Origin of the sequence: Halobaculum sp. CBA1158, from assembly GCF_021431925.1 — an archaeon.
In the GTDB taxonomy this organism is placed as follows: domain Archaea; phylum Halobacteriota; class Halobacteria; order Halobacteriales; family Haloferacaceae; genus Halobaculum.
Genome location: NZ_CP090371.1, coordinates 1,800,274 through 1,825,927 on the forward strand (window position 1 = coordinate 1,800,274; position 25,654 = coordinate 1,825,927).

Here is a 25,654-nt window from a genome sequence, read left to right on the forward strand (position 1 = left end):
GCGACCGACCCGCCCCGTCCGCGACGTCGCCGGCAACCGCAACCCCTTCCCGGCGGCCCCGCCGACGCCTCGGTATGCGCGTCACGTTCCTCGGGACCGGCTCGGCGATGCCCGTCGCCGACCGCGTCCAGACCGGCCTGCTCGTCGAAGCCGCCCCCGGTGACCGAAGCCCGCTGCTGGTCGACTGCGGTGCCGGAGTGCTCCACCGCCTCTCCCAGACCGATCCGGGCTACGAGGCGGTCTCGACGGTCCTGTTGACCCACCACCACCTCGATCACGTCTCGGACCTGCTGGCCCTGCTGAAGGCGAGATGGCTCGCCGGCGAGGAGCGCCTGCACGTCGTCGGCCCGCCGGGCACCAAGGCGCTGCTCGACGACCTGCTGGACGTCGGGGAGTTCGAGTACCTCGACGGCAGAGCCGAGGTGAGCGTCCGCGAGGTCCACGCCGGGACCGAGTTCTCGCTGGCCGGCCTCGACGTCGAGGCGTTCGAGACGCGCCACTCGAAGCCGTGTCTCGCGTACCGCTTCTCGGACCGCGAGAGCGAGGCCGGGGGAGCCGGAAACGAGGTGGGTGAACGCGAGGGCGAGACGGCGGCCGACGGCGGCGACGCCGCGGGCGACGATCCCGGTCGCGATCCCGCCGCCGCCGACTCCACCGACGATGAACCCACCGACGGCGGACAGGTCGGCGGCGACTTCGTCTTCTCGGGCGACTCCGAGGCGTTCGCCGGACTCGCGAACTTCGCCGAGGGGGCGCGGGTGCTCGCCCACGACTGCTCGTTCCCCGACGAGGTGGACGTGGACAACCACCCGACGCCGACGCAGTTGGGCGAGGCGCTCGCCGGCCGCGACATCGACCGGGTGTACCTGACGCACCTGTACCCCCACACCGAGGGCCGCCACGAGGAGATGCTGGAGTCGGTTACACGGCACTTCGACGGCGACGTGCGGGTCGCCCGCGACGGTCTCAGATTCGAGCCGTGAGCGGAGCGCGGTCGGGCCCGACCGCGAGCGTGATGCGCCGGTGAACCGCGACGCCGCCGGCTTCCTGACGCTCGCGGCGCTGTGGGGGACGGCGTTCGTGGCGACGAAGGCGGCCCTCGCGGAGTTCCCGCCGGTGTTGCTCGCGGCGCTGCGCTTCGATATCGCCGCAGTCGTGCTGTTTGCGGCCGCACTCGTCGCCGCCGACGCCCCCGAGGCGCTGTTGCCCGCCGGCCGCGGCGACCTCGCGCCGATCCTCGCGGGCGGTGCCTTCAGTATCGGGCTCCATCACGCGCTGTTGTTCACCGGCCAGCAGTACGTCTCCGCGGCCGTCGCGGCGACCCTGCTCGGGCTCATTCCGGTGCTCACCCCCGTGGCCGCCCGGGCAGTCCGCCCCGACGAGCGCCTCGGGGCCGTCGGGGCCGTCGGCATCCTCGTCGGCTTCTCGGGACTCGTACTCATCGCCGACCCCGATCCCGAGCGCCTTCGGGCGCTCCCCGGGAGCGTCGCCGGCGCGGGTGCGGACACGGGGACGGGTGCGGACACGGCGACGACAGCCACCGGGACGACCGCTGGTCCGCTGCCGCCGCTCACCGTCGGAACGGTGTTCGTCTTCGGGTCGGCCGTCGCGTGGGTCGCGGGTGCCGTGACGACCCGCGAGGACGACGCGACGCTCGGGCCGCTGGCGCTGCAGGCGTGGATGGCCGCCGTGGGGGCCGGCCTGCTCCACGTCGCCGCGGCGGCGCTGGGGCAGTCGCCGCTGGGGTTGACTCCCTCGGCCGGCGGGCTCGCGTGGCTCGCCTACCTCGCCGTGGTCCCCGGCGCGGGCGGGTTCCTGCTGTACTTCCGCCTGCTCGACCGGCTCGGGCCGATCCGGGCGGGGCTGCTGGAGTACGCGATCCCGCCGTTCGCGGCGCTGTTCGGGTTCGTCGTCCTCGGCGAGACGCTCGCGGGCCGGACGCTCCAGGGGTTCGCGTGCGTGTTCGTCGCGTTCGTGCTCGTCCAGCGCGAGCCGATCCGCGGGGCGCTCCGCCGGCGGTTCGGCTGACCGAACGGGGAGGGCGAAGCGGGCGAGAGGAAGCGCTACCCGATCCGCGTGCCCACATCGTCGCCGGCGAGAAAGCCCTCCAGCGACTCGGGACCGAACACGCTCGCCGGCGACCCCAGTCCGAGCAGTTCGCGCACCTTCGCGGCCATGCCGCCCGTCACGTCGGTCGCGTCGCTGACGCCGAGCACGTCGGCGACCTCGTCGAACGACTCGATGGCGGGGATCACCTCGTCGTCGCCGTCGAGCACGCCCGGCACCGTCGAGCACAGCCCCACCCGTTCGGCGTCCAGCGCCGTCGCCAGCGCGGTTACGAGTTCGTCGCCCGAGAGGACCGTGACCCCCTCGCCGGCGTGGACGACGCCGTCGCCGTGGAGCACGGGGACGAACCCCTCCTCGAGCATCGTCGCGACCTGATCGGTCATCAGCGTCAACTCGCCGTCGGCGTCGCGGGCGGCCGCCGAGAGCGGGTGGACGGGCACAGCCGGCACGTCCTCGGTGTGGAGCCGCGAGAGCACGAAGCGGTTCAGCGTCGTCATCGCGCCGTGCACGTCCATCACGCCGTCCACGTCCCGGATCCCCGCGGTCGTGCTCACGCCGTGTTCGGCGGCGTGGTGGTGCCCGAACGAGCCGCCGCCGTGGACGACCACGAGGTCGTCGACCTCGGCGTCGCCGATCGCGGCCGCGAGCGACGCGAGCGTCTCACCGTCGAGCGTCTTGGGGCGGTCCTTCTCGGTGATCACCGAGCCGCCGAGCTTCAGGATCACGGTCATCTACGGCTCCTCCACGCGAACGCCCTCGGTCGCGAGTTCGGCGCGGAACGCCTGCTCGCACTCGGTCGAGAACTCCAGCGCGCGCTGGCTCCCCGGATCGGGGTCGAGCGCGACGATACAGCCGCCCCCGCCCGCGCCGGTGAGTTTCGCCCCGCGTGCGCCCGCCTCCCGGGCGGCCCACACCATCGCGTCCAGCGACCGGGCGGAGACGCCCAGCGCCGACAGCAGGCCGTGATTGAACTCCATCAGCTCGCCCAGATCCGCGAGCAGGGCGTCGTCCGGCTCGGAGTCGGGATCGGCGTCGCCGAGCAGGCGCTCGCCCTCGCGGGTGAGATCGCCCACAGTCTCGACGGTGTCGGCGGCGAACTCGTGCTCCTCGCGGAGCGCTCGAACGCCCGCCACGAGTTCGCCGGTGTCCCCCGCGCCGCCGTCGTAGCCGACGACGAACGGGAGCGCCGGCGCGTCGATCGTTCGGGTGTCTTCGCCCTCGACGCGGACGGCCCCGCCCATCGCCGAGCAATAGGTGTCCGCACGCGACGCCTGGCCGTCCTGCACCTCGTGCTCCGCGCGGTAGGCCCGCCGGGCGACCGCCTCGGCGTCGAGTTCGGTCCCCAGCGCCCGCGTCGCCGCGTCGATACCGGCGACGACGACCGCCGCCGACGACCCCAGCCCGGCACCCAGCGGGATCGCCGACTCGACGGCGATGTCGAAGCCCGCGTCGGGTGCCCCCGCGGCGTCGCGCGCCTGCGCGACCGCCGCCTCGATGTACTCCATGGCCGCCTCGACCAGCGGTGCCGGCACGTCGATATCCGGCCGGTCGTCGATGCTCTCGCCCCACGTGACTGTGAAGCCGTCCAGCGAGAGGTCCGCGGCGTCGACGCGGACGCGTCCGTCCTCGCGGGGCTCGACGGTCACCCGGGCGCGACGCTCGATCGCGCACGGCACCGCCGGCTCGCCGTAGACGACCGCGTGTTCGCCGAAGAGGTACACCTTCCCCGGCGCGCTGCAGGTGGTCATACTCCGCCCCACCACCGCGGCCCTAACAGGCCTTCCGACTCCCGCCGCTCGACCGCCCGACACCGATTATCAGTTCCGATTAAATATCCGATGGAATTATATCGGCTCGTGTGATACACGATGACATGAGCTCGACGACCTCCCCGGATTCGTCCCCGCACGTGGACCGCAGCCCGGACGGGTCGCGCATCCGGGTCGAACTCGCCGGCGAGTTCGACGCCTGCGACGTCGTCACCGCCATGGCGGAGGCCCGTCACGTCGCCGAGTCCTGCGACGCCGGGTTCGACGTGGTCGTCGACGTGCGCGAGTTCGACGCGCGGGGAACCGCGCTCGCGGCGCTCGGCGAGTGGGAGACGTTCCTGCGGGTCGCCGGCGCGTCGACGGTCGTTCGCGTCGGCGAGGGCCCCGCCGTCGGCGGTGCCGACCGGCGGGCGTCGTCGCTCGCGGAGGCAGAGGAGTTGCTCTCGCGGTGAGCGGACGGTCCGACCGGTGCGTCACAGTTCGGACAGAGCCGCCGCTTTCGACGGCGCGGCCAACGGAGTAAACGTAAAATCCAGCCGACGGCTTACAGTTCCGCCTCGAAGTCCTCGAGGGCGTAGCCGGGTTCGGCACCGCGGCGGTCGAGCGTCTCGTTGGCCAGCAGCCAGTAGACGACCGACAGGGCGCGGCGACCCTTGTTGTTGGTGGGGATCACCAGGTCGACGTTGGAGACCTGGTTGTTGGAGTCGCACATGGCGATGACGGGGATGCCGACCGTGATGGCCTCCTTGACCGCCTGCGCGTCGCCGATGGGGTCGGTGACGACCACGACGTCCGGCTCGATGTAGCCGGCGTACTCGGGGTTCGTCAGCGTCCCCGGGATGAAGCGCCCGGTGCGGGCGCGCGCGCCGATGGCGTCGGCGAACTTCTCGGCGGGGAAGCGACCGTACTGACGCGAGGAGGTGACGAGCACCTGCTCGGGGTCGTAGTCCGCCAGGAACGAAGCGGCCGTCCGGATGCGGTCGTCCGTCGTGCTCACGTCGAGCACGTACAGGCCGTCGTCGCGGACGCGGTGGATGAACCGCTCCATGTCCTTCGTCTTCTGCTGGGTCCCGATGTGGACCCCGGCAGAGAGGTAGTCCTCGACGGGGATGAGCAGGTCCGCCTCGTCGTCCGGCATGACGTCCTCGTCGAAGCGCGGGCTCTCCTCCTCGTCGGCGGCCTCGGCCGCCTCGGTCTCCTCGGGCTGTTCCTCTGTCTCGTCGGGCGACTCGTCGGCCGCGGGCTCGGTCTCGGTGACCTCCTCCTCGGCGTCGGCCGCCGCTTCGGTGTCTGCGTCGTTCTCGCTTTCGCTCATACTGCCTCCTCCGCGATGCGGATGAGTTCGTTCAGCTTTGCGGTGCGCTCGCCGCCGACGGTCCCCGTCTTGATGAACGAGGCGTCGGTCGCGACGGCGAGGTGTGCGATGGTGGTGTCCTCGGTCTCGCCCGAGCGGTGGGAGACGACCGCGTCCAGCCCGTTGCGCTGGGCCAGCTCCACGGCGTCGAACGCGTCCGAGAGCGTCCCGATCTGGTTCGGCTTGATCAGGATGCTGTTGGCCGCGCCCTCGTCGATCCCCCGCGAGAGGCGCTCGACGTTGGTCACGAACAGGTCGTCCCCGCAGATCAGCGTTTGGTCGCCGACCCTGTCAGTCAGCTCCGCGAACCCCTCGTAGTCGTCCTCGTCGAGGGGGTCCTCGACGTACGCGAGGTCGTACTCGTCGACCAGTTCGGCCACGTACTCGACCTGCTCGTCGGGCGTGCGCTCGGTGTCGCCGTAGCGGTAGACGCCGGCGTCGGCGTCGTACAGCTCCGAGGCGGCCACGTCGAGGCCGAAGCGGATCTCGAAGCCGACCGCGTCGGCGACGCGCTCGGTCGCCTCGTCGACGATCTCGAACGCCTCGGCGTCCGAGACGGCGGGGGCCCACGCCCCCTCGTCTCCCTTCGCGGCGGCGACGCCGCGATCGTCGAGGATCTCGGCGACGACGGCGTGCACGTCGGCGTTGGCGAAGACGGCCTCCGCGACCGACGGCGCGCCGACCGGCGCGGCGAGGAACTCCTGGATGTGGGTCGCCTCGGCGGCGTGCTCGCCGCCGCCCACGACGTTGCCCAGCGGAACCGGGAACGTGCGGTCGGCGTCGCGGAACGTGCCGCCGAGGTGCTGGAACAGCGGCGCGCCCAGCACGTCGGCACCCGCCTTCGCGGCCGCCATGCTGATCGCGACGGCGCTGTTGGCACCGATCTCAGAGAAGTCGTCGGTGCCGTCGGCGGCGGTCAACGCGGCGTCGACCTCGCGCTGATTGCCGGCGTGGACCGTTCCCTCGAGTCGCGGCACGGCGTGCTCGCGGGCGGCGGCGATCGCCTCCCGCGGCGGGAGTTCGATCGCTTCGTACTCGCCCGTCGACGCCCCCGACGGGGCGGCCGCGCGGCCGAAGCCGCCGGACTCCGTGAGCACGTCCGCCTCGACCGTGGGATTCCCACGGGAGTCGAGCACGCGACGCAACGACACCGAGGCGACCAGCGTCATCTACTTGCCCTCCCGCCGGACGGTGAACGGCAACACGCCGGCGTCGTACTCCTCGGCGGCGATGAGGATGGGCTCGGACTGGTCCGACTCAACCAACACCGGCGCGCCGTACGCCAACTGCAGCGCTCGCGCGCCGAGGATGCGGGCCTTCTCGTACCGGTTGTAGTTCAGGTTCGCGCTCATTGGTAGGGTGAAACCACGTCGACGAGGTCGGTGTGACTGACCATCATCCGCCGGCAGCAGTGGCGGTCGACGCCGAGGTCGTCGAGGACCACCGCGGGGTCCTCCTCGCCCTCCTTGGCGCGGGCCTTGAACTCCTCCCAGTGTTCCCCGATGACGTTACCGCACGTGAAACACCGGACGGGGATCATCATGGCTGAGTCACCTCAGCGGTACGACTTCTGGTAGCGAGCGCGTGCGCCGGGCCCGCCCCACTTCTTCGGTTCGCTCTGCCGGGAGTCGTTCACCAGCAGCGAGCGGTCGAACTTCATGAAGGCGTCGCGCAGTTCCGCGTCGTTGCGGTGTTGCACGATGCCGCGCGCGATGGCGGTGCGGACGGCGTCCGCCTGACCGGCGAAGCCGCCGCCGTCGACCGACACCTCGACGTCGACCTCCGAGCGGAGGTCCTCGCCGGCGATGCGGAACGGCTCCAGCATCTTCAGGCGCGCCGTCTCCGGTTCGACCAGCTCGACGGGCTGGGAGTCGATACGCACCCGCCCCTCGCCGTCGGTGACGGTGGCGCGGGCGACTGCGGTCTTCTTCTTTCCGGACGTGTTCGTTACCATGTGACGTTGGCCCCCAGGTCCTCGGCGACGTCGCCGAGGGTGGTGAACTTGATGTTCGACAGGCGATCGAGGGAGGTGCCGTCGAGCACCTCCGGCTCCGGCGCGTCCTCGTCGGGCGAGGTCGTCTCGGAGTCGAACGGGTTGCCGACGTACACGCGGACGTTCTCGAACGCCTCGCGACCCTTCGTGGTCTTGTACGGCAGCATCCCGCGGACCGACCGCTTGAAGATGCGGTCCGGTCGCTTCGGGTAGTACGGACCCGAGTCGGAGCCGAGGTTCGCGCGGGTGCGGTACTTCTCGAGCGTCGCCTCGGTGTTGCCCGTGATGACCGCGCGCTCGGCGTTGACGATCGCGACGCGCTCGCCCTCGAGCGCCCGCTGTGCGACCTGCGACGCGACGCGACCCATGATGGCGTCGCGCCCGTCGACGACCACGTCGGCCTCGAACTCGGCGAGACTCATCGGATCACCCGGACGTCGGTCCCTTCGGGGTTGTTCGACAGCGCTTCCTCCAGCCGGACGGCGTCGCCGGCCTGGTCGATCTTCGTCTCGGCGGTGCCGGAGAAGTCGACGGCGGCGACGGTGACGTCCTTACGGAGCACGCCCGAGCCGAGCACCTTGCCCGGCACGACGACGGTCTCGTCCTCGTTCGCGTACCGCTCGATGCGGCCGAGGTTGACCTCCGCGTGCGTGCGCCGCGGCTTTTCGAGCCGGTCGGCGACGTCCTGCCAGACGCTGGCATCGGACGAGCGCGCGACCGACTTCAGTTCGGCGATGAGGTTCTGAAGTCTCGGATTACTCTTGCTACTACTCATACTGATACCTCCTGAGTGGGAGTTGTCGACCCGGTCGCGACGATGTCCGGTCGCGACCGAGTCGGATCGGGAAAACGGGAGTGCAGGGGGCAGGATTTGAACCTGCGAACCTCTACAGGACAGCGCCCTGAACGCTGCGCCGTTGGCCAGACTGGGCTACCCCTGCTCGCGTCCCGTCGTTTGCCGTCCCGCCGCATAACCCCTTCGGTCCACCCCGTCCGTACGGGACGGTGACGGCGGGTCCGCTGGCCGGGACCCGCCGCGGGGGCGAACGTTCGATGGGTGCTGTGGGACGGCGACATCGTGTGGTTAGACTGCGACTTTCTCTGCCAGTTCGTCCGCGCGGTCACGCAACGACTCGACCGCGCGGAGGGTGAGCTCCTCGACGCTCATCGACCCGTCCGTCTCGATGTGGAAGACGAACGCGCCGGGAACGTCCTCGATCTCGAGTTCCTTGCCGGGGTAGCGGTTCGTGAGGTCCGAATCGAACTCCTCGGTGTGGACGAGATCGCCGTCCTCCGTCTCGATGACGCCACGGAGGATGTTCGGCTCCTCGTCGTCGAACTCGCCGGCCTCGCCGACGACGGAGACGCGCTGCAGGTGGCGGTAGCCGACGGCCACGCCGCCCTGGTGTTTCGCGTGCTCCTTGCCGGTGTCGAGGACCGCGTCGGCCTCGAACTCCAGGCGCTGTCCCTCCTTCAACTCGATGATGGGGACGTTGTCGTCGGCGGGCTGGACGAGGTCGTCGGACGTCTCGATGTCGCCCGAGTACGCCGTCGCCGGCCCCTCGACGTCGAGCGCGAGGGTGACGGTGTCGCCGACCTCGTAGTCGTCGAGGGGCGTCGTCAGGGGGACGAGCCCCAGACGGAGCCCGACCATCTCGTCGAACATGACCGAGGAGTTCTCGACGAACCGCACCTCGTCGATCGAGAACGTCGGCACTTCCGAGAGCATCGTCCGGCGCAGGCCGTTGGCGACCGCGGGCGTGAGCCCGCGGACGAGCAGCCGCGCCGAGCGATCGTCGCGCGTGACTACCTCGACGTCGAAGTCGTCCGCCATGGGTTACAGGCGGTTTTTCTTCGGCGCTCGAGTGCCGTCGTGCGGGATCGGGGTCACGTCCTCGATGCGACCGATCTCGATCCCGGCACGGGCGAGCGCGCGGATCGTCGGCTGCGCGCCCGGCCCGGGGGACTTCTGGGCGTTGCCGCCGGGTCCGCGGATGCGGACGTGGACGCCCTCGATGCCCTGGGCCTTGAGCTGTTCCGCGACGCCTTCGGCCATCTGCATGGCCGCGTACGGCGACGCTTCGTCTCGGTTCTGCTTCACCACGGCACCGCCCGAGGACTTGACCAGCGTCTCGGCCCCGGTGATGTCGGTCACCGTGATGAGGGTGTTGTTGAACGACGAGAACACGTTGGCGATGGCCCAGCGGGCCCCGCCGTCGTTGTCTGCTTCACTCATTTACTGACCCTCCGCGCGTTCGGGGTGGAGTTCGTCCGCGAGCGGGGAGATCTCGTCGAAGTCGACCAGATCCTCCTCGGCGGTCTCGACCTTGTAGGACGGGCGGGTGACGCGGGCGTCCCCGACGACCACGTGGCCGTGAAGGATGAACTGCCGCGCCTGCTTCGTCGAGTTGCCGACGCCCTTGCGGTACGCGACCGTCTGAAGCCGGCGCTCGAGCACGTCGGTCACGTCCAGCGACAGGACGTCCGTGATCGCGTCGGCGTCCTCGAGGATGCCGAGCCGGCGCAGCCGCGCGACGAAGTCCTCGCCGGCCTCGTTGGCCGCCTCGACGTCGCCCTGCGTCTCGCCGATGAGGCGTCGCGCCTCGCGGCGGTAGCGGCGCAGTTCCGACTGCGCGCGCCACAGCTCCTCTTTGTTCTTCAGGCCGTACGTGGACAGCAGGTCCGACTCCTCGTCGATCCGCTCGCCCTGATACGGATGGTTCGGCGTCTCGTATCGCTTGGTTGAGGTTCCGGTGCTCATTCGTCGTCATCCTCCGCGGCGGCCGCTTCCTCCTCGGCCTGCTCCTCGCGGATCTCCTCGACGTTGACGCCGATGGTGCCCTCGGTACGGCCCGTGGACTTGGTCCGCTGTCCGCGGACCTTCTGCCCGCGCTTGTGTCGGACGCCTTTGTAGGAGTCGATCATCTTCATCCGGTTGATGTCGTGGCGGCGCTTCTCGTTGAGGTCCGAGCCCACGATGTGGTCGGTCTCGCCGGTGAAGAAGTCCTTCTGCCGGTTGACCATCCATTCGGGGACGTGCTCCGAGAAGTTCTGAACGACGTCGACGACCGCGTCGATGTCGTCCTGATCGAGGCGGCCGAACGTGGCGGTTCGATCCACGTCGGCCTCCTCGGCCACCAGGCGCGCCGTGCGCTGGCCGATGCCTTTCATGTCGCTGAGACTGCGCTCGACGGTCTTCGTCCCGTCCAGGTCCGTCTGGCCGATGCGGACGAAGTACTGGAGGTCCTCGTCGTCCTCCTCCGCGTCGGGCGCGTTCTCTGGTTCTTCTGCACTCATGTCTTGGTGTGTGGTCAGCGTTGCGGCGGGGATTCGAACCCCGGAGGCTTGCGCCACTGAGTTAGCAACCCAGCGCCTTGGGCCAGGCTTGGCTACCGCAACACCGTGTGTGCTGTATCGTCGCCTCGCGAGCCGTCGCGGCTCCGGACTCGGGACCCGACGCCCCTACAGTGTCTGCGTCCGAAGTAACTCGGAGCCCGTACTTAAGCGTCACGAAAGGGAAGGTGGCCGTGTGACCCCGTCACGACCGTGAGAACGACGGACACGGACGAACGACGGGTCCGGGCGACCGGTCCCGCAGGCAACGGGGACCGCACCGACCGCTGCGAGCCCGTCGTCCCTCCGCGCTCAGATGGAACCCCCGTCGGCGAACTCGAAGCGCGCGCCGCCCGCTTCGGACTCGGTCACCGTGATCGACCAGCCGTGCGCCTCGGCGATCTCCATGACGATACTCAGCCCGAAGCCGGTGCCGTCCTCGCGGGTGGAGTAGCCGTGTTCGAGCACCGACTCACGGTCTCCCGGGGGGATCCCCGGGCCGTCATCCGCGACGGCGAACCCGTCCGGAGCCGACGACACGGTGACGTGCACGCCCGGCCCGCCGTGCTCGACCGCGTTGCGAAAGAGGTTCTCCAGCAGCTGGATCAGGCGGCTCTGGTCCGCCGTGACCGTCGGCGCGTCCTCGGCCGACAGCGTCGCGTCGCCGGTGTCGACGGTCGCCCACGCCTTGCGCGCGACCGTCGACAGGTCGACCGACTCGGGCGACTCGACGGCTGTGCCCGACCGCGCCATCGTCAGCACGTCCGAGATGATGCGCTCCATCCGGTCGTGGGCCCGCATCGCCTTCTCCAGCGCCTCGCTGTCGCACTCCTCGGCGGCCAGCTCCGACTGTCCCTTCGCGACGGCGAGGGGGTTGCGGAGGTCGTGGCTGACGATCCCGGCGAACTGCTCCAGCCGGTCGTTCTGACGGCGGAGGTCCTCCTCGACCACCTGCCGCTCCAGCGCCGAGGACACCCACTCGGCCAGTAGCTCCACGAGCGTCACCTGCCACTCCTCGAACGGCTCCTCGCGCGGGGTGTCGTCGTAGAAGCAGAACGTCCCGTACACCGAGCCGTTCACTCGAACGGGCGCGCCGAGGTAACACGAGACCCCCCACTCGGCGTATCCCGCGCGTTCGGACAGGTCGGGGTCGACCCCGATGTCGGCGACGGCCAGCGACTCCTCGCTGAGAACCACCCGCTCGCAGTTCGTCGCCGAGAGGTCGACGACGTCGCCGGCGGCGACGCTGTCGTCGGGTGCGTACACCACCTCGAACACGTACTGGTCGTCGCGGACCCGCGAGAGCGTTCCGTAGGACGTGCCGAGCATCCCCGCGCCGATCCGCAGGAGCTCCGAAACGCGACCCTCGAACTCCAGATCGGGATCGGCGAGCGCCTGAGTAACCGCACGGAGGATCTCCTCTCGCGCCTCGAGCTGGTCGACTCGTCGCTTCTCGTCGGTCACGTCCCGGAACAGCACCGTCAGCCCGGACGGCGAGGGGAACGCCCGTACCTCGAGCCAGATCCCGAGCGGCTCATAGTACGTCTCGAACTCCTGGGACTCCTGCGTCTCCATCGCCCGGTGGTACCGTTGGTGGATCTCGCTCCCGACCGCCTCCGGCACCAGCTCCCAGATGTCGCTGCCGACGATCTCTTCGGTGGAGAGGTCGACGTCGGCCGCCTCCGAGACGATCCGACGGGCTTTCTCGTTGAGGAACGTCGTCCGCCACTCGTCGTCGTAGACGTGGAACCCGTCGGTCATCCGCTCGAGCACCGCCGGGCTGACCGCAACGGCCTCGGAGTCGACGGCGTCAGCGAGCGCGGTCTCGTCCGCGTCGTCTCCGGGGTCGCCTGTCATGCCCGCAGGAAAGAGCGGCGGCGAGATAAACAGTTTCCCTGTCAGCTCCGCCCGCACACAACCGGTTGTCACATCGCGTACGCCTGTCGATCCATCCGGTCAGGGATCCTCCGAATCATTCGGATCCCTGCGAGGCCCTTACTGATCCGGCCAGCGCTCGATGTACACCGTCTCGTCGGTGTAAAACCGGACCGCGTCGTCACCCTGGGCGTGCAGGTCGCCGAAGAACGAGTCTTTGTCGCCGCCGAAGTGGAAGAACGCCATCGCGGCGGCGGTGCCGACGTTGACGCCGACGTTGCCGGCGTCGATCTCCAGACGGAAGCGACGGGCCTCGCCGCCGTCCCGCGTGAACAGCGACGCGGCGTTGCCGAACTGCGAGCGGTTCACCAGCGACAGCGCGTCGTCGAAGTCCTCCGCGCGGATCAGCGCGAGCACCGGCCCGAAGATCTCCTCGCGGGCGATCGTCGCGTCGGGGTCCACGTCGCCGAAGACCGTCGCCCCGAGGTGGTGACCCTGTGCCGGAACGTCGGTCTCACGACCGTCGAGCAGCAGTTCGCCGCCCTCCTCGACTCCCGTCTCGATGTACTCCAACACCGACTCGCGGTGGGGGCCGGAGACCAGCGGTCCCATGTCGGTTCCGTCCTCCAGTCCCGGGCCGATCTCCATCGCCTCCGTCTTCGCGACGAGGTGCTCGACGAACTCGTCGTACACCGCGTCTTCGACGACGGCGACGGGGTTCGCGAGGCAGCGCTGGCCGGCGTTGGCGAACGCCGACGAGCAGGTCTGCTCGGCCGCGAACTCGAGGTCCGCGTTCGCGCTCACGACGACGTGGTTCTTCGCGCCGCCCTGCGCCTGCACGCGCTTGCCCGCCCCCGCGGCCGTCTCGTACACGTGCTGTGCGATCGGCGTCGAGCCGACGAACGACACCGCCTCGATCCCGTCGTGGGTGATGAGGCGGTTCACCGTATCCGGACCCCCGTGGACGACGTTGACGACGCCGTCGGGGAAGCCGGCCTCGTCGACCAGCTCCGCGATCCGGTTGGCGGTGAACGGGTCGCGCTCGCTCGGCTTGAGCACGAAGGTGTTGCCCGTCGCGACCGCGTACGGGAGGAACCACAGCGGGATCATCGCCGGGAAGTTGAACGGCGTCACCGCGACGACGGTGCCGAGGGGCTGTCGCACCGCCGTCTCGTCGATGTCCGGCGCGGCGTGCGGCAGGTGTCCCGCCTGCATCATCGTCGGGATGCCGCAGGCGACCTCGACGTTCTCGATGCCCCGGCGGATCTCGCCCATCGCCTCCGCCTTCGTCTTGCCGTGCTCGGTCACCAGCACCTCCGCGAGCGACTCCTGGTGCTCCTCCAGCAGTTGCTTGAGGCGGAACAGCGGCTGGATCCGCTCCTCGACGGCGGTGGTCGACCACTCCTCGAACGCCTCGTTGGCCAGCGCGACCGCCTCGTCCTCGTCGTCGGCCGAGGAGAACGTGATCGACCCGACGTCCTCGCCCGTCGCGGGGTTCTCCACCGACAGCGACTCGTCGCCGGTCGCCTCGCGCCACTCGCCGGCGACGTAGTTGTGTGCCGTCTCGCCGTCCGCGATTCCGTCTACCATGACGATCGATCACGAACCACGCGGCAAAGGCCTACCGTTGGCGGTAGTTCGTGTTCGCGGCCGCGTCCGACAAACAATCCCGTCGACGGCGGACCGACGGCTCGGGTGTGTCGGTGACTCGGCATCGGGAGTGGGGACCAGAGTACGGGGGGTGCGGACTACGGGTGCGCGTAGAAGGCGAGGAACTCGTCGCCGCCGTCGGGAGTCCCGCTACCGGCGGACGCGTCGTTCCCCTCGGCGTCCGCCGGTTCGGCGTCGAACCGGGCGAAGCCGACGCGCTCGAACTGCACCAGGTCGTCGGCGTCGTAGTCGGCGTACCCCGGCTCGGCGTAGCCGACCACGTCGCCGTCCATCGTCCGGAGGCGCACGCGGACGTGCTCGTCGTCGCCGGCACCGACCCAGTGAACCACCGGGACGCCCTCCTCGCGCACGTCGCTGATATCGGTGCCCGACCAGATCAGCTCGTCGCCTGCGCGGCGGAAGCAGCCGAACCCCTTCAGCCAGACGCGCTCGCCGTCGGCGGGGGCGTCGTCGGCCTCCAGCAGGACCGCGTCGCCGGCGGGTACATCGCGGTCGCCCCGGTCCTCGTGGTTGGGGTGCAGCGGCGGGCTCCCGGCCTCGGGGGCGTCGCCGACGAGGTCGAACGCCTCCGCGGGACCGGAGGGGAGGCGGTCGCGGCCGTCGGCGTCGGACTCGGCGGCGTCGCGGACGAGGAACCGCCGGTCGGTGTCGTCGTCGATCAGGTCGCGGTTGTTCGCGTAGATGCTCGACATCGCCAGGTCGACGTTCGAGGTCGAGACGCCCAGGTCGACCATCGCGTCGACGATGGCCCGACCGCGGATCCCGCGGCGCTTCACCGACGCGAGCGTCGGCGCGCGCGGGTCGTCCCAGCCGGTCAACTCGCCCGAGTCGACCTTCTCCTTGATCGTCGAGGTGGACATCGGCACGTCGTAGGCGTCGATCTGGACGTGGCCCCAGTGGACGACCTCGGGGTACTCCCAGCCGAAGTAGTCGTAGACGAACTGCTGGCGCTTGGCCGAGTCCTGGAGGTCGATGCCGCGGATGATGTGAGTGACGCCCGTGAGGTGGTCGTCGATCCCCGACTGGAAGTCGAGCATCGGCCACGCGCGGTACGCCTCGGCCTCGGGTCGCGGGTGCGGCGTGTCGACCATGCGGAACGCGACGAAGTCCCGCATCGCGGGGTTCTTGTGCTCGATGTCGGTCTTGACGCGCAGCACCATCTCGCCGTCGCCGTACTCGCCGTCGACCATCGCCTCGAACTCCTCGCGCACCGTTTCGACGTCCTTGTCGCGGTGGTCGCACGGCTCGGCGTCGGCCTTCAGGCTCCGGAAGTGCTCGGCCGGACACGAGCAGGTGTACGCGCCGCCCTGCTCGATGAGGTCGCGCGCGTGGTCGTAGTACGTCTCGACGCGGTCGCTGGCCTTCAGCACCTCGTCGGGCTCGAACCCGAGGTAGTCGATGGCGTCGAGGATCTCGTCGTAGGCGTCGAGATCGGGGCGCTTGGTCTCTGGGTCCGTGTCGTCGAACCGGCAGCACATCCAGCCGTCGTAGATCTCCTTGTACGTCCCGATGACCGCGGGCATGCGCGCGGAGCCGAGGTGCCACGGACCGTTCGGGTTCGGCGCGAGACGCATCCGGATCTCGTCGTACTCGTCCGCGTTCGGCAGGTCGGGGAGCGCCTGGTCGTCCTCCTCGTCCTCCGCCTCCAGTTCCTCGACGAGTTCGGGCGCGAGTTCGAGCAGTCGCTCGCGACGCTCGTCGTCGTCCATCTCGCCCACCTCGGCGGCGACGGGGGCGACGACGCCTGGGATCTCGTCGCCGTGGGACCGGAAGTCGGGATTCTCGCCCATCAGCGGGCCCATGATCGCGCCCACGTCCGGGTCGGATCCGTGCTTCAGCGCGTTGTAGAGAGCGTGCGTCTCCGCCTCGGCGCGCACGCGCTCCCTGAGGTCGTCGTCCATTGCCGGCGACTTCTCCGCGCGCACCCAAAACGGGTCCGGATTCACCCGACCTTCGTCTGTCACGACAGTCGTTTTCATGGCTGTCGGGTGTCACGACAGTCGGTCATCGCGGACATCGGCGACGACGGCGCGGTCGCTGGCGAGGCGAGCGCGTCGGCCGCGCGGTGGGATCCCTCGTCCCGGCGGAATCCCGCCCGCGACCGAAGGTGTACGAAGGCACACCCGGGTAGGGGCGTGTGGTCGAAGGAGCGTCGGTGATATATGGCCGTCGACCGTTCACGTGATTTTACCGCTGCTCCCGACGCGAGTCGCCCGTCAGGCGGCGCGTACTCGGAGATAATCGTCCCCTACGAGTCGTCATCCGGTCAGGCACCTCCCTCGCCTGTCGCGTTCACCCCACCCGCTCTCCGCGTCGGCTCCTACCGTTCGCCGCGGTGTCCCTCGCGGTCGGCGTGGTCAGCGTGCGTCATCAGTTCGGTCGCGCGGCGGAACACGCCCGTCAGCGTCGTCATCTCCTTGCTCGTGGGGTGTGCGCGGCCGACGAGCCGCCGGATCAGTCGCTCGCTGCGCTCGCGCTTGTGGTCGCGCGACTCCGCCTCGCCGAGGAAGGAGCCGAACTGCTCGTAGAATCGCTCGATCTCCGGCTCCTCGGCGCGCTCGTGCTCCACGTCCGGAAGCTGGTACTCGTCGAGAAACAGCGACCGAAGCTCGTACAGCGTCACCGTCGCCGCCTGGCCGAGGTTCAACACCGGGTACTCGGGGTTCGCGGGGATGGATATCACCTCGTCCAACCGTTCGAGTTCGTCGTTGCTCAGGCCGGTTCCCTCGCGGCCGAACACCAGCGCCGTGTCGGCGTCGACGGTCGCCAGCGACTCCCGAAGCTCGGCGGGCGTCTTGAACGGGTACCGGACGTGCCGCCTGGCGTCCTCGCCGGTGATGGCGGTGGTGCCGACGGTGTGATAGCGCTCGACGACCTCGTCGAGGGTCACCGTGTCGGCGTTCGGAAGCACGTCCTCTCGGGCGTGGCCGGCGAAGCCGTACGCCTCGCCGTCGGGGTCCAGTTCGGGGGGGTCCACGAGCTTCAGGTCCGCGAGCCCGAAGTTCTTCATCGCCCGCGCGATGGTGCCGACGTTGCCGGGCGTCTCCGGCTCCACCACGACGACGGCGAACTCGCGGTCGCCGTGAGCCGACGACGCGTCGGCCGCCTCTCCCTCCCCGTGACGGTCGCCGTCGCCGTCCGCGCTCATGTCGGGTACTCCCGATCGAGATCGAGGTCGTCGACCGAGAGACCGTCGTCGCCCTCGTCGTCTCCGTCGTCGTCGGCGTCGCCGGCGGTATCGCTGACTCCGGATCCCTCGCCCTCCTCGAAGTCCGGGCGCTCGTCGGCGAGCATCTCGTCGTCGTCCTCGTACAGTTCCCCGGGATCCGGTAGGTCCGGAAGATCGTCGGGGGCCTCCTCGACGTGGTCCATGCCGCCGTAGCCGTCGGGGGCGCGGCCGCCGTCGTCGAACCACTCGTGGAAGGCGTCGCGGAACGTCTCCTCGCCGGCGACGCTGGAGCCGCCGCGCTCGCGGAACCAGTAGAGGAAGTCCGCCTCGTGCTCGTCACAGAGCAGCACTTCTTCGAGGGGCTCGCCGTAGACGATTGTCGCCTCCCGACACCGCCGCTTGTTCTCCTCGCCGTGGATCAAGTAGCAGGCGTCACACGGCTTGTTCATCACGACCTGAAGCCGGAGGAGCCGGTGGCGCGGCTCCTCGGGGATCGACTCGACCGGTCGCCACTCGCCCTCGTCGGTGAAGAGGTCGGACTCGTCGAAGCGCCAGCCGCGCAGGCCGATGCTCACCTTACCCATTTGGCTCCACTTGCCGGGGGCGAGCCATAAGCGACGCGCTCGCGGGTCGCTGCCGTCGGCACCGCCGAGCGCGACACCCGCGACGGCCGCGACGGCGACCGCGACACCCGCACCGGGGACCTCCGAGCTCCGGGATCACAACACCGAAACGCGGGCCGCCCCTGTGACTGTCCATGCGAACCCTCGACGCCGCGGGCCTGTCGATCGGCGACGACCACCCGCCGCGGATCATGGGCGTGTTGAACGTCTCGAAGGAGTCGCCGTACGATCCCAGCGTGTACGACGATCCCGGCGAGGCCGCCCGCTACGTCGACGACGAACTGATCGGGGAGGGCGCGGACATCGTCGACGTGGGACTCGAGTCCGCAAACAAGCGCTTCGAGGTGCTGTCGGCCGAGGAGGAACTGGAGCGCCTCGACACCGCCATCGAGACGATCGAGAGCGTCTCCGGCGACGCCGTCTTCTCCATCGAGACGCGCTACCACGAGGTCGCGGAGGCGGCGCTGAACCGGGGATTCGACATGGTGAACGACATCTGCGGGTTCGCAGACCCCGAGATGCCACGCGTCTGCGAGGACCACGACGTCGCGGTCGCGAAGATGGCGTCGCCGCCGGACCTGGAGCGGCCGGGGGCCGTCGAGGAGGTCGACGACATCTACGAGGCGCTGGCACGGAACGGCCTCACGGACAAGACCATCGTCGACCCGGCCTTCGGCGGCTGGTCCGAGGCGAAGACCCTCGAGGACGACCGCGAGACGTTCCACCGCCTCCGTGAGTTCCGCGGCTACGGCCGACCGATCCTCGTGTCGATCAACCGCAAGAACTTCCTCCGGAGCGTCGCCGGCCGCGACACCGACGGGGCGCTGCCCGTCTCGTTGGCGGCGACCTCGATGGCCGTCGAGCGCGGCGCTCACATCGTCCGCACGCACGACGTGGCCGAGACGCGCGACGCAGCGCTCATCGGGAAGGAGTTCTCACGCGAGCGCACGCGACGCGACGGCGACGTGTCCGTCGAGGAACTCGACGTGACGACGACCGGCGAGGCGCGGCGGCACGTCGACCGCCTCGGCGGCGATCCCGCGACCGCGGTCGACGCCGTGGCCCGGGTGTACGAGTTCGACGGACTCGACCCCGAGGAGATCGGCGCGCTCCGCGCCGCCGTCGCGGACTCTGCAGCCCACCTCGTCGAGGGATCGGCCGGCGACTCCGCCCTCTTGGTCGGCACTCCCGGCGAACTCGCGACGACCGCAGACGCCGCGAGCGGCGTTACGGAGGCGTTGGACGCCGCCGTTTCCCCGCTGGCATTCCCATCTGAGTAAGAAAACTTATACCGGATCGGTCGATATCCACGGGTGGAAGCCGGAAGGGCACCGCGGGTAGGGGTACTCTGGTGCGCTTCCGGCCCGATCCCGTATTACTGCGAGATGCCACACCGGCAGTCGCACGGCCGTCACCGCCGTCGCCGAACCCACCGCACTAACCGCGACCGTCACGATCGTACCACCATGGACTTCACCGACTGGGAGCCGATCTACGAGGCGATCCTCGCCGACTTCGGGTTCGACCGCGCCGCCGACGAAGCGGTCAGGGACCGCGCCGCCGCCCACGCCCAATCGTTCGACCTCGACCGACTGGACTGTTCGGGGGAGACGGTCGCCGTCGCCGGAGCCGGGCCGTCGCTGGAGGCCGAGGTCGACCTCGCTCGCGGGGCCGACCGCGTGTTCGCCGCGTCGACGGCGACGGACCGACTCGCGAGCGAGGGCGTCGCCGTCGACGCGATGGTGACGGACCTCGACAAGAACCCCGAGACCGGACTGGCGCGGACCGAACGAGGCGCGGTCGTCGTCGCCCACGCCCACGGCGACAACGGCGACTTCGTCGACGAGTGGCTCCCGCGATACGACGCCGCCCACACGCTCGTCACGACCCAGGCCGCGCCGGTCGGGGCCGTCCGCAACCCCGGCGGCTTCACCGACGGCGACCGCGCCGCCTTCCTGGCGGACTGCTGCGGCGCGGCCGGCCTCGTGTTCCCGGGGTGGGACCTCGACGATCCGGACGTAGACGGGCTGAAAGCGCGAAAGCTGGAGTGGGCCGAGCGCCTCCTGTACCACCTGGAACGGCGTCGCGGCGAGCGCTTCGGCGTGCTCGACGGTCGGCGAGACTCGATCGACTCGATCTGAGGGACCGATCGCCGGTCGGGGATCGGCCGATCGCTAAATGATATTTTAGCTGATACTTTTCCGTCGGGGGCGACACGGGTGGGTATGGACGGAACCACGGACGGCGAACTGTCGCTGGGAACGACTATCGTTGGGATCGTCGCCGACGGCGGCACCGAGGCAGACTCGACCGGACATCCGAACGAGGCGACCGACACTACCGGGCGTGCAAACGAGGCGGCCGACGCGGCCGGAACTGCGGATGAGAGCGCGGGCGCGGTCGTGCTGGCGTCGGATCGCCGCGCCAGTCTCGGCGGCATGGTGGCGAGCAAACGAGCCGAGAAGGTCTACCCGGTCGGCGACGCGGCGGCGCTGGCGTTCACCGGGTCGGTGTCCGGCGCGCAGGCGCTCGTGTCCGATCTGAACGCCGAGCGCCGCCTGTACGAACTCCGCAGGGGTCGCCGGATGTCGACGACTGCGCTGGCGGGGTACGCGGCGACCGAGATGCGCCGACAACAGTACGGCGTACAGCACCTGCTCGGCGGCGTCGACGACGACGGCGCGCGCTTGTTCGCGTTCGACGCGGCCGGGTCGACCCTGGAGCAACCGTACGCGGCAGACGGATCGGGCGGCCAGGTCGCGTACGGAACCCTGGAAAACGGCTACGAGGAGGGCATCGGGGTCGGAGAGGCCGAGCGCCTCGCCGCGCGAGCGGTCGCCGCCGCGAGCGAGCGCGACACCGCCTCCGGGAACGGACTGCAGCTCGTGACGGTCACGGCCGACGGCGTCGAGTCCGGAGTCTACGACGACCCCGCGGCCGTCGCCGCCTGATCACCGTCGCGGCCGGCCGCGTCGTCGCCCTCCGTGACCGCCGCGGCGTCGCCGTCGCGGAACCGGTCGGCGTCGACCACGGTCGGGCCGTCACCCACGAGCAGGCGCAGCGTCTCGCCGTCGCCGGCGACGGCGACGCGGACCGCCGGCGGGTCGGTCGACAACACCGTCTCCCCCCACTCCGGACCGATGTTCCAGATCCGTCGCTCTCGCGCGTCGATGCCGTGGTCGTCACAGAAGGCGATCACCGCCGGGTGTTCCGCGAGCGCGACGGAGACGGGCACGCGGACGGCGAAGTCGCACCGGACACACGTGCCCGCGACGACCGGACGGGGGCCGCCGGTCGCCCCTTTCGTCCCGTCGCCGTCGTCGTCGTCGCCGGCGCTCTTGGCGTCGTCGCACTCGGCGTTGTCACCCCCGGCGTCGGGGATGCCGTCGGGGTCGACGAACTCGATCCGGCCCTCCGCCCGCCCGGCGCAGTCGGGACAGACGCCGTCAGCGAGCTGTCGCAGGCGGGCGCGGTGGTAGGCGTCGAAGGCCGCCAGCACCTCCTCGGTGTCGCGTCCGCGGGTCCCGCCGGGCGGGAACGGGAGCGCGAGCAGTTCCGTCGCGCAGTCGGTGCAGGCGACGGCGACGTAGTTGTCCGCGATCTGCGCCTCCAGCGACGCCGCGCCGCAGACGGGACAGTCGCCGTCGACCGCCTCCGGATCGCGGTCGACGCGCTCGGTGTAGACGCCCGCAGCGAGCGCGCGGGCGGTCTGTCGGCCGGCGAACGTCAGCCGGTAGCGCCCGTCGTCGTCGGTGTCGACGTAGCGGTCGTTCAACTGCCGGAGGTGGTAGGCGAACCCCGCGGAGGGACCGTCGGGGTCGTCGGCGACCCGCTCGAACAGCTCGGTGAAGCCCAGCGGTCGTTCGGCGGCCGCGAGCGTTCGGACCGTTCGCAGGCGCGTTCCGTCGGCGAGCGCCGCGAACGCGTCGTCGGCCCCGGCCTCAGCGTCCTCGAGTGGCTCGTCGTCGCGACCGGTCATATCCCACCTGAGCCCCGGCGCGGATAAGAAGCTGTCCCGGGTGCGTCCCCGGTTCGGAGTCTCGCCGCCGCGGAGCGGTGTTGCCACAGATCGTCGCAATCGCCGCAAGTCGTCGCGACCGCCGTCCGGTCCGCCCCTAACGTTACTACCGTCGCGCCCGTGGCCGGTTTCATGCGACTGTTCTGGCACAGGCGGGACCTACGCGTCGCCGATAACCTCGGGCTCGCGGCCGCGGTCGATGCCGCCGCGAGGAGGGACCCCGACGCGGACGGCGACACCGAGGCGGACGGCGGCACCGTCGCGAGGGACGACACCGACGCGGACGGCGACGGCGACTCCGAAGGCACCGGCGACGGCGCGGTCCTGCCGGTGTTCGTGTTCGACGACGACGTGCTGGCGCACGGGTCGAACCCGCGAGTCCGATTCATGCTCGACGCGCTGGCGGAGCTGCGCGACGAGTACCGCGAGCGCGACTCGGACCTCGTCCTCGCCCGCGGCGACCCCGCCGAGGTGCTCCCCGACCTCGCGGCCGAACACGACGCCGAGGCGGTCGTCTGGAACGAGGACTACTCCGGGCTGGCCCGCGAGCGCGACGCCCGCGTCCGGATGGCGCTCGACGACGCCGGGATCGACCGCGAGACGCACCACGACGCCGTCCACCACGAACCGGGAACGATCACGACGAACGACGGCGACCCGTACTCGGTGTTCACCTACTTCGGGCGGAAGTGGCACGATCGGGAGAAGGACGACCCGGTCGATCCGCCCGCTGCCGCCGACCTCGTCGAGAGGGAGGCCCTCGAGGGGTCGGCCGGCGATCCCCCGACGATCGGCGACCTTCCGACGATAGACGACCTCGGGTTCGCCGAGCCCGAGGCGGACGTGCAGGCCGCCGGCACCGCCGCGGCTCGCGAGCGCCTCGCCGCGTTCTGCGAGGACGCCATCTTCGGCTACGAGGAGGATCGCGACTACCCGGCTCGGGACGCGACCTCTCGTCTGTCGACCGATCTCAAGTGGGGGACGATCGGCGTCCGTGAGGTGTACGCGGCGACCGAGGACGCGATGCGCGAGGCCGAGGCGCGCGACGAGGGGCGCGACGGGACACCCGCCGTCGACGCCGTCGAGGAGTTCCGGTCCCAGCTGGCGTGGCGGGAGTTCTACACGCAGGTGCTGTGGGCCAATCCCGAGGTCGTGACGGCGAACTACAAGGAGTACGAGCGGGAGATCGGGTGGCGAGACGGCGACGACGCGATGGCCGACCTTGAGGCGTGGAAGGAGGGCCGGACCGGCTACCCGATCGTCGACGCCGGGATGCGCCAACTGCGCGAGGAGGCGTACATGCACAACCGCGTGCGGATGATCGTCGCCAGCTTCCTCACGAAGGACCTGCTGATCGACTGGCGACACGGCTACGACCACTTCAGGGAGCGCCTCGCCGACCACGACACCGCCAACGACAACGGCGGGTGGCAGTGGGCCGCCTCGACCGGCACGGACGCCCAGCCGTACTTCCGGATCTTCAACCCCATGACGCAGGGCGAGCGCTACGACCCCGACGCCGAGTACATCAAGCGGTACGTGCCGGAGTTGGATGGGGTCTCACCCGAGAACGTCCACTCCTGGCACGAGCTGTCGGTCGGTCGACGGCGACAGCTCGCCCCCGAGTACCCCGACCCGATCGTCGAACACGCCGAGATGCGCGAGGCCGCGATCTCGATGTTCGAGCGCGCCCGCGGCGACGACGAGGCCGCCGACGCCGACTGAGTCGCCGATGCGGTCGTGTCGCCGAGAGGTCTTGTCGCCGACGGGGTTGTGTCGCGGTCGGCGGTACGACATCGGTCCGCGATACGACTTTGGCCTCGGCGCTCCAGGGAGGTGTATGGACATCGCCGTGCTGCTGTACGAGGGATTCGACGAACTGGACGCGATCGGCCCGTTCGAGGTGTTCCGCAACGCGACGGCCGCGGGTGCCGACTTCGACACCGACCTGGTCGCGCTTGACGGACCCGGGACGATCACCGCGAGCCACGGCCTGCGCGTCGAGGCGGAGGAACCGCTCCCGGACCCCGGAAACGTTGACTTGCTCGTGGTGCCGGGAGGCGGGTGGAACGACCGCAGCGAGGCGGGCGCGTGGGCCGAGTACGAGCGCGGGGCGATCCCCGAGGCGGTCGCCGCCCACCACGACGCCGGCGCGACGGTCGCCTCCGTGTGCACCGGCGGGATGCTGCTCTCGAAGGCCGGCGTGTTCGACGGCCGACCCGCGGTCACGCACGCCTCGGCGCTCGAGGACCTCCGCGACAGCGACGCGGTCGTGCGCGAGGAACGGGTCGTGGACGACGGCGACGTGCTCTCGGCGGGCGGCGTCACCTCCGGCATCGACCTGGCGCTCCACCTCGTCGCGCGCGAGGCCGGCCCCGAGGTCGCCGAGTCGGTCGCGACGACGATGGAGTACACCCGCCAGCACGCGGCCTACGAGCCGGGTGCGATCGCCGGCGGAGAGTAGCGGGAGCGTCGAGCGACCCCCCGATCACCCCCGAACCAGCGGCACGAGGGCGACCGCCGCCAGCGCCGCACAGCCCGCGAGCCCGTACCAGCCGAGCGCGTAGCCGCCGGCGTCGGCGAGCAGTCCGAACGCCGGCGGCGCGAGGAGCCCCCCGAGGTTGATCGCCGTCTGCCCGCCCGCGGTCGCCGCGCCCACCTCCTCGTCGTCGACGAGGGCGGTGAGACAGCCGTAGTACATCCCCGGGAATCCGAGGACGAAGAAGCCGAGGACCGCGAACGTCGCGGCCGCGGGCAGGGGCGCGCCGACGAGCGTGACGGCGACGAACCCGGCGACGCTGACGACCGCCTGCACGAACAGCACGCGAGCGTTCGCGGTCGTCTGCGGGATCGACAGCCGATCGGCCAGCGCGCCGCCGCCGAGTCGGCCGAGGCTGCCGGTCACCTGCACGGCCGCGAGCGCGCCGCCGGCGACCGCCGCCGAGGCGGCGACGGCGTCGGTCATGTGGAGGACGACGTAGCCGGTCGTCGTGAACACCGCCGCCCCGAGGAAGAAGCCCGCGACCAACAGCCCGCGGTAGCCCGACCCGGAGAGCAGCCCCCGCACGTCCGGCGGGGACAACACTCCGGACCCGTCGCGGCCGTCGTACCCCCACGCGAACACCGCCGCGACCGCGACCGCGACGCCGGCGGCGACGAGGAAGCCGTCGGTCCAGTCGGTCCGCGCCCCGGCGACGGTTATTAGCCCCGCCGACAGTCCCGATCCGGCGGTGACGCCGACCTGCTTCACGTTCATCGCGAGGTTGCGTCGCCCCTCGGGCGCGACGACCAACACCGCGCGGTTCGTCGCCGGCATCGCGGTCGCGTAGGCGACGCCGACGAACACCAACGCCGCCAACACCAGCGGGTACGTCGGCGCGACCGCGACCCCGAGACAGCCCAGTCCCATGAGCACCAGTCCACCGATCATCGGCCGGCGTTCGCCGTCGGCGTCGACGACCGCCCCGGCGACGAACAGCGCTGCCGTGTAGCCGGCGATGACCGCTGTCACCGCCAGTCCGGTCCGAAACCGGGAGAGGCCGAACTCCGCGCGGAGGAACGCCGTCGTCGCGAACACGGCGTAGAAGCAGACGCTCGCCGACACCTGCCAGCCGCCGACCAGCCCGACGCCGCGCCACTCGCGCACGCTCAACGCTCGGTCCCCCGAGGTGGTTCCTCCGTCGGTACCGGCGACGTACACCGCGACCCGATCTCGGTCCCGCGTGACCACTCGCCGGTCCAGAGCGCCGACAGCGAGTCGCGAACCCGAGGTGAACGCGACC

28 protein-coding genes and 2 tRNA genes are annotated in these 25,654 nt (G+C 70.6%); 8 read left to right on the forward strand and 22 right to left on the reverse strand.

Translation table 11 applies throughout. The annotated features are described in order from the left end of the window. Positions 1-74: 74 nt before the first annotated feature. Together Hbl1158_RS09405 and Hbl1158_RS09410 are read left to right on the forward strand one after the other, a co-directional pair. Entirely contained in the window at positions 75-983 is a 909-nt protein-coding gene (locus tag Hbl1158_RS09405) for an MBL fold metallo-hydrolase (protein WP_234296994.1), read from the forward strand. A 40-nt stretch (positions 984-1,023) separates the two neighbouring features. Continuing rightward, positions 1,024-2,028, forward strand: coding sequence for a DMT family transporter (locus tag Hbl1158_RS09410; RefSeq protein WP_234296995.1), 1,005 nt, complete (start codon positions 1,024-1,026; stop codon positions 2,026-2,028). Between the two features lie 35 nt (positions 2,029-2,063). Here Hbl1158_RS09410 and Hbl1158_RS09415 read toward each other — a convergent pair whose 3' ends face one another. Both Hbl1158_RS09415 and mvk read right to left on the reverse strand, forming a co-directional pair. Next, a complete protein-coding gene (locus Hbl1158_RS09415) occupies positions 2,064-2,798 on the reverse strand; it encodes an isopentenyl phosphate kinase (protein WP_234296996.1) in 735 nt (244 codons plus the stop codon). After that, on the reverse strand, positions 2,799-3,815 hold the full coding sequence (mvk, locus tag Hbl1158_RS09420) for a mevalonate kinase (RefSeq protein ID WP_234296997.1): 1,017 nt from the start codon (positions 3,813-3,815) through the stop codon (positions 2,799-2,801). It abuts the gene before it with no gap. Between the two features lie 125 nt (positions 3,816-3,940). On the opposite strand from mvk, the gene Hbl1158_RS09425 reads away from it, so the two are divergent. Then, a complete protein-coding gene (locus Hbl1158_RS09425) occupies positions 3,941-4,288 on the forward strand; it encodes a hypothetical protein (RefSeq protein ID WP_234296998.1) in 348 nt (115 codons plus the stop codon). Between the two features lie 92 nt (positions 4,289-4,380). Here the strand turns inward: Hbl1158_RS09425 and rpsB are convergent, their stop codons facing one another. From rpsB to Hbl1158_RS09515, 18 genes are all read right to left on the reverse strand, one after another. Then, positions 4,381-5,151: a 30S ribosomal protein S2 gene (gene rpsB / locus Hbl1158_RS09430; protein WP_234296999.1), complete on the reverse strand. Its 771-nt coding sequence runs from the start codon at positions 5,149-5,151 to the stop codon at positions 4,381-4,383. Next, positions 5,148-6,359, reverse strand: a complete 1,212-nt coding sequence (gene eno / locus Hbl1158_RS09435; RefSeq protein WP_234297000.1) for a phosphopyruvate hydratase — start codon at positions 6,357-6,359, stop codon at positions 5,148-5,150. The genes rpsB and eno overlap by 4 nt, the downstream gene beginning before the upstream one ends. Continuing rightward, complete coding sequence (locus Hbl1158_RS09440) at positions 6,360-6,542, reverse strand: DNA-directed RNA polymerase subunit K (protein ID WP_234297001.1); 183 nt, start codon at positions 6,540-6,542, stop codon at positions 6,360-6,362. Next, the gene (locus tag Hbl1158_RS09445) at positions 6,539-6,733 is read right to left on the reverse strand and encodes a DNA-directed RNA polymerase subunit N (protein ID WP_234297002.1); all 195 of its coding nucleotides are present in this window, start codon (positions 6,731-6,733) and stop codon (positions 6,539-6,541) included. Before Hbl1158_RS09445 ends, Hbl1158_RS09440 begins: the two co-directional genes overlap by 4 nt. Positions 6,734-6,745: 12 nt before the next feature. Beyond that, positions 6,746-7,144: a 30S ribosomal protein S9 gene (locus Hbl1158_RS09450; protein WP_234297003.1), complete on the reverse strand. Its 399-nt coding sequence runs from the start codon at positions 7,142-7,144 to the stop codon at positions 6,746-6,748. Continuing rightward, positions 7,138-7,605 carry a 50S ribosomal protein L13 gene (locus Hbl1158_RS09455; protein ID WP_234297004.1) on the reverse strand — a complete coding sequence of 156 codons (468 nt, stop codon included), beginning with the start codon at positions 7,603-7,605 and terminating at the stop codon, positions 7,138-7,140. Before Hbl1158_RS09455 ends, Hbl1158_RS09450 begins: the two co-directional genes overlap by 7 nt. Then, positions 7,602-7,958 (reverse strand): 50S ribosomal protein L18e, encoded by a 357-nt coding sequence (locus Hbl1158_RS09460; protein WP_234297005.1) that lies wholly within the window; start codon positions 7,956-7,958, stop codon positions 7,602-7,604. Before Hbl1158_RS09460 ends, Hbl1158_RS09455 begins: the two co-directional genes overlap by 4 nt. An 81-nt stretch (positions 7,959-8,039) precedes the next feature. Next, positions 8,040-8,124 (reverse strand) — tRNA-Leu (locus tag Hbl1158_RS09465). Between the two features lie 143 nt (positions 8,125-8,267). Next, positions 8,268-9,017, reverse strand: a complete 750-nt coding sequence (locus tag Hbl1158_RS09470) for a DNA-directed RNA polymerase subunit D (RefSeq protein WP_234297006.1) — start codon at positions 9,015-9,017, stop codon at positions 8,268-8,270. Between the two features lie 3 nt (positions 9,018-9,020). Next, on the reverse strand, positions 9,021-9,419 hold the full coding sequence (locus Hbl1158_RS09475; protein ID WP_234297007.1) for a 30S ribosomal protein S11: 399 nt from the start codon (positions 9,417-9,419) through the stop codon (positions 9,021-9,023). Next, on the reverse strand, positions 9,420-9,944 hold the full coding sequence (locus tag Hbl1158_RS09480) for a 30S ribosomal protein S4 (RefSeq protein ID WP_234297008.1): 525 nt from the start codon (positions 9,942-9,944) through the stop codon (positions 9,420-9,422). It lies immediately after the preceding gene. Then, the gene (locus Hbl1158_RS09485) at positions 9,941-10,480 is read right to left on the reverse strand and encodes a 30S ribosomal protein S13 (RefSeq protein ID WP_234297009.1); all 540 of its coding nucleotides are present in this window, start codon (positions 10,478-10,480) and stop codon (positions 9,941-9,943) included. Before Hbl1158_RS09485 ends, Hbl1158_RS09480 begins: the two co-directional genes overlap by 4 nt. Positions 10,481-10,498: 18 nt before the next feature. After that, a tRNA-Ser gene (locus Hbl1158_RS09490) sits at positions 10,499-10,582 on the reverse strand. Positions 10,583-10,828: 246 nt separating this feature from the next. Then, complete coding sequence (locus tag Hbl1158_RS09495; protein WP_234297010.1) at positions 10,829-12,373, reverse strand: ATP-binding protein; 1,545 nt, start codon at positions 12,371-12,373, stop codon at positions 10,829-10,831. 138 nt (positions 12,374-12,511) lie between these two features. Continuing rightward, complete coding sequence (locus Hbl1158_RS09500; protein ID WP_234297011.1) at positions 12,512-13,981, reverse strand: CoA-acylating methylmalonate-semialdehyde dehydrogenase; 1,470 nt, start codon at positions 13,979-13,981, stop codon at positions 12,512-12,514. Positions 13,982-14,139: 158 nt separating this feature from the next. After that, entirely contained in the window at positions 14,140-15,963 is a 1,824-nt protein-coding gene (locus tag Hbl1158_RS09505; protein WP_234297012.1) for a glutamate--tRNA ligase, read from the reverse strand. Between the two features lie 419 nt (positions 15,964-16,382). Next, positions 16,383-17,210, reverse strand: coding sequence for an RNA methyltransferase (locus tag Hbl1158_RS09510; protein ID WP_234297013.1), 828 nt, complete (start codon positions 17,208-17,210; stop codon positions 16,383-16,385). Further along, positions 17,207-17,815 (reverse strand): hypothetical protein, encoded by a 609-nt coding sequence (locus Hbl1158_RS09515; RefSeq protein ID WP_234297014.1) that lies wholly within the window; start codon positions 17,813-17,815, stop codon positions 17,207-17,209. Before Hbl1158_RS09515 ends, Hbl1158_RS09510 begins: the two co-directional genes overlap by 4 nt. Before the next feature lie 173 nt (positions 17,816-17,988). On the opposite strand from Hbl1158_RS09515, the gene folP reads away from it, so the two are divergent. The 3 genes from folP (at position 17,989) to Hbl1158_RS09530 (ending at position 20,805) form a co-directional block, all read left to right on the forward strand. After that, a complete protein-coding gene (gene folP, locus Hbl1158_RS09520) occupies positions 17,989-19,134 on the forward strand; it encodes a dihydropteroate synthase (RefSeq protein ID WP_234297015.1) in 1,146 nt (381 codons plus the stop codon). A 186-nt stretch (positions 19,135-19,320) separates the two neighbouring features. Beyond that, the gene (locus Hbl1158_RS09525; RefSeq protein WP_234297016.1) at positions 19,321-19,995 is read left to right on the forward strand and encodes a 6-hydroxymethylpterin diphosphokinase MptE-like protein; all 675 of its coding nucleotides are present in this window, start codon (positions 19,321-19,323) and stop codon (positions 19,993-19,995) included. An 84-nt stretch (positions 19,996-20,079) separates the two neighbouring features. After that, positions 20,080-20,805: a proteasome subunit beta gene (locus tag Hbl1158_RS09530; protein ID WP_234297017.1), complete on the forward strand. Its 726-nt coding sequence runs from the start codon at positions 20,080-20,082 to the stop codon at positions 20,803-20,805. On the opposite strand, the gene Hbl1158_RS09535 is transcribed toward Hbl1158_RS09530, so the two are convergent. After that, positions 20,775-21,833 (reverse strand): ArsR family transcriptional regulator, encoded by a 1,059-nt coding sequence (locus tag Hbl1158_RS09535; RefSeq protein ID WP_234297018.1) that lies wholly within the window; start codon positions 21,831-21,833, stop codon positions 20,775-20,777. The two genes, Hbl1158_RS09530 and Hbl1158_RS09535, sit on opposite strands and share 31 nt — an antisense overlap. Before the next feature lie 171 nt (positions 21,834-22,004). On the opposite strand from Hbl1158_RS09535, the gene Hbl1158_RS09540 reads away from it, so the two are divergent. Then, entirely contained in the window at positions 22,005-23,597 is a 1,593-nt protein-coding gene (locus Hbl1158_RS09540) for a deoxyribodipyrimidine photo-lyase (protein WP_234297019.1), read from the forward strand. Between the two features lie 115 nt (positions 23,598-23,712). After that, the gene (locus Hbl1158_RS09545; RefSeq protein WP_234297020.1) at positions 23,713-24,336 is read left to right on the forward strand and encodes a DJ-1/PfpI family protein; all 624 of its coding nucleotides are present in this window, start codon (positions 23,713-23,715) and stop codon (positions 24,334-24,336) included. Between the two features lie 24 nt (positions 24,337-24,360). Here the strand turns inward: Hbl1158_RS09545 and Hbl1158_RS09550 are convergent, their stop codons facing one another. Continuing rightward, positions 24,361-25,518 carry an MFS transporter gene (locus Hbl1158_RS09550; protein WP_234297021.1) on the reverse strand — a complete coding sequence of 386 codons (1,158 nt, stop codon included), beginning with the start codon at positions 25,516-25,518 and terminating at the stop codon, positions 24,361-24,363. Positions 25,519-25,654: the final 136 nt, after the last annotated feature.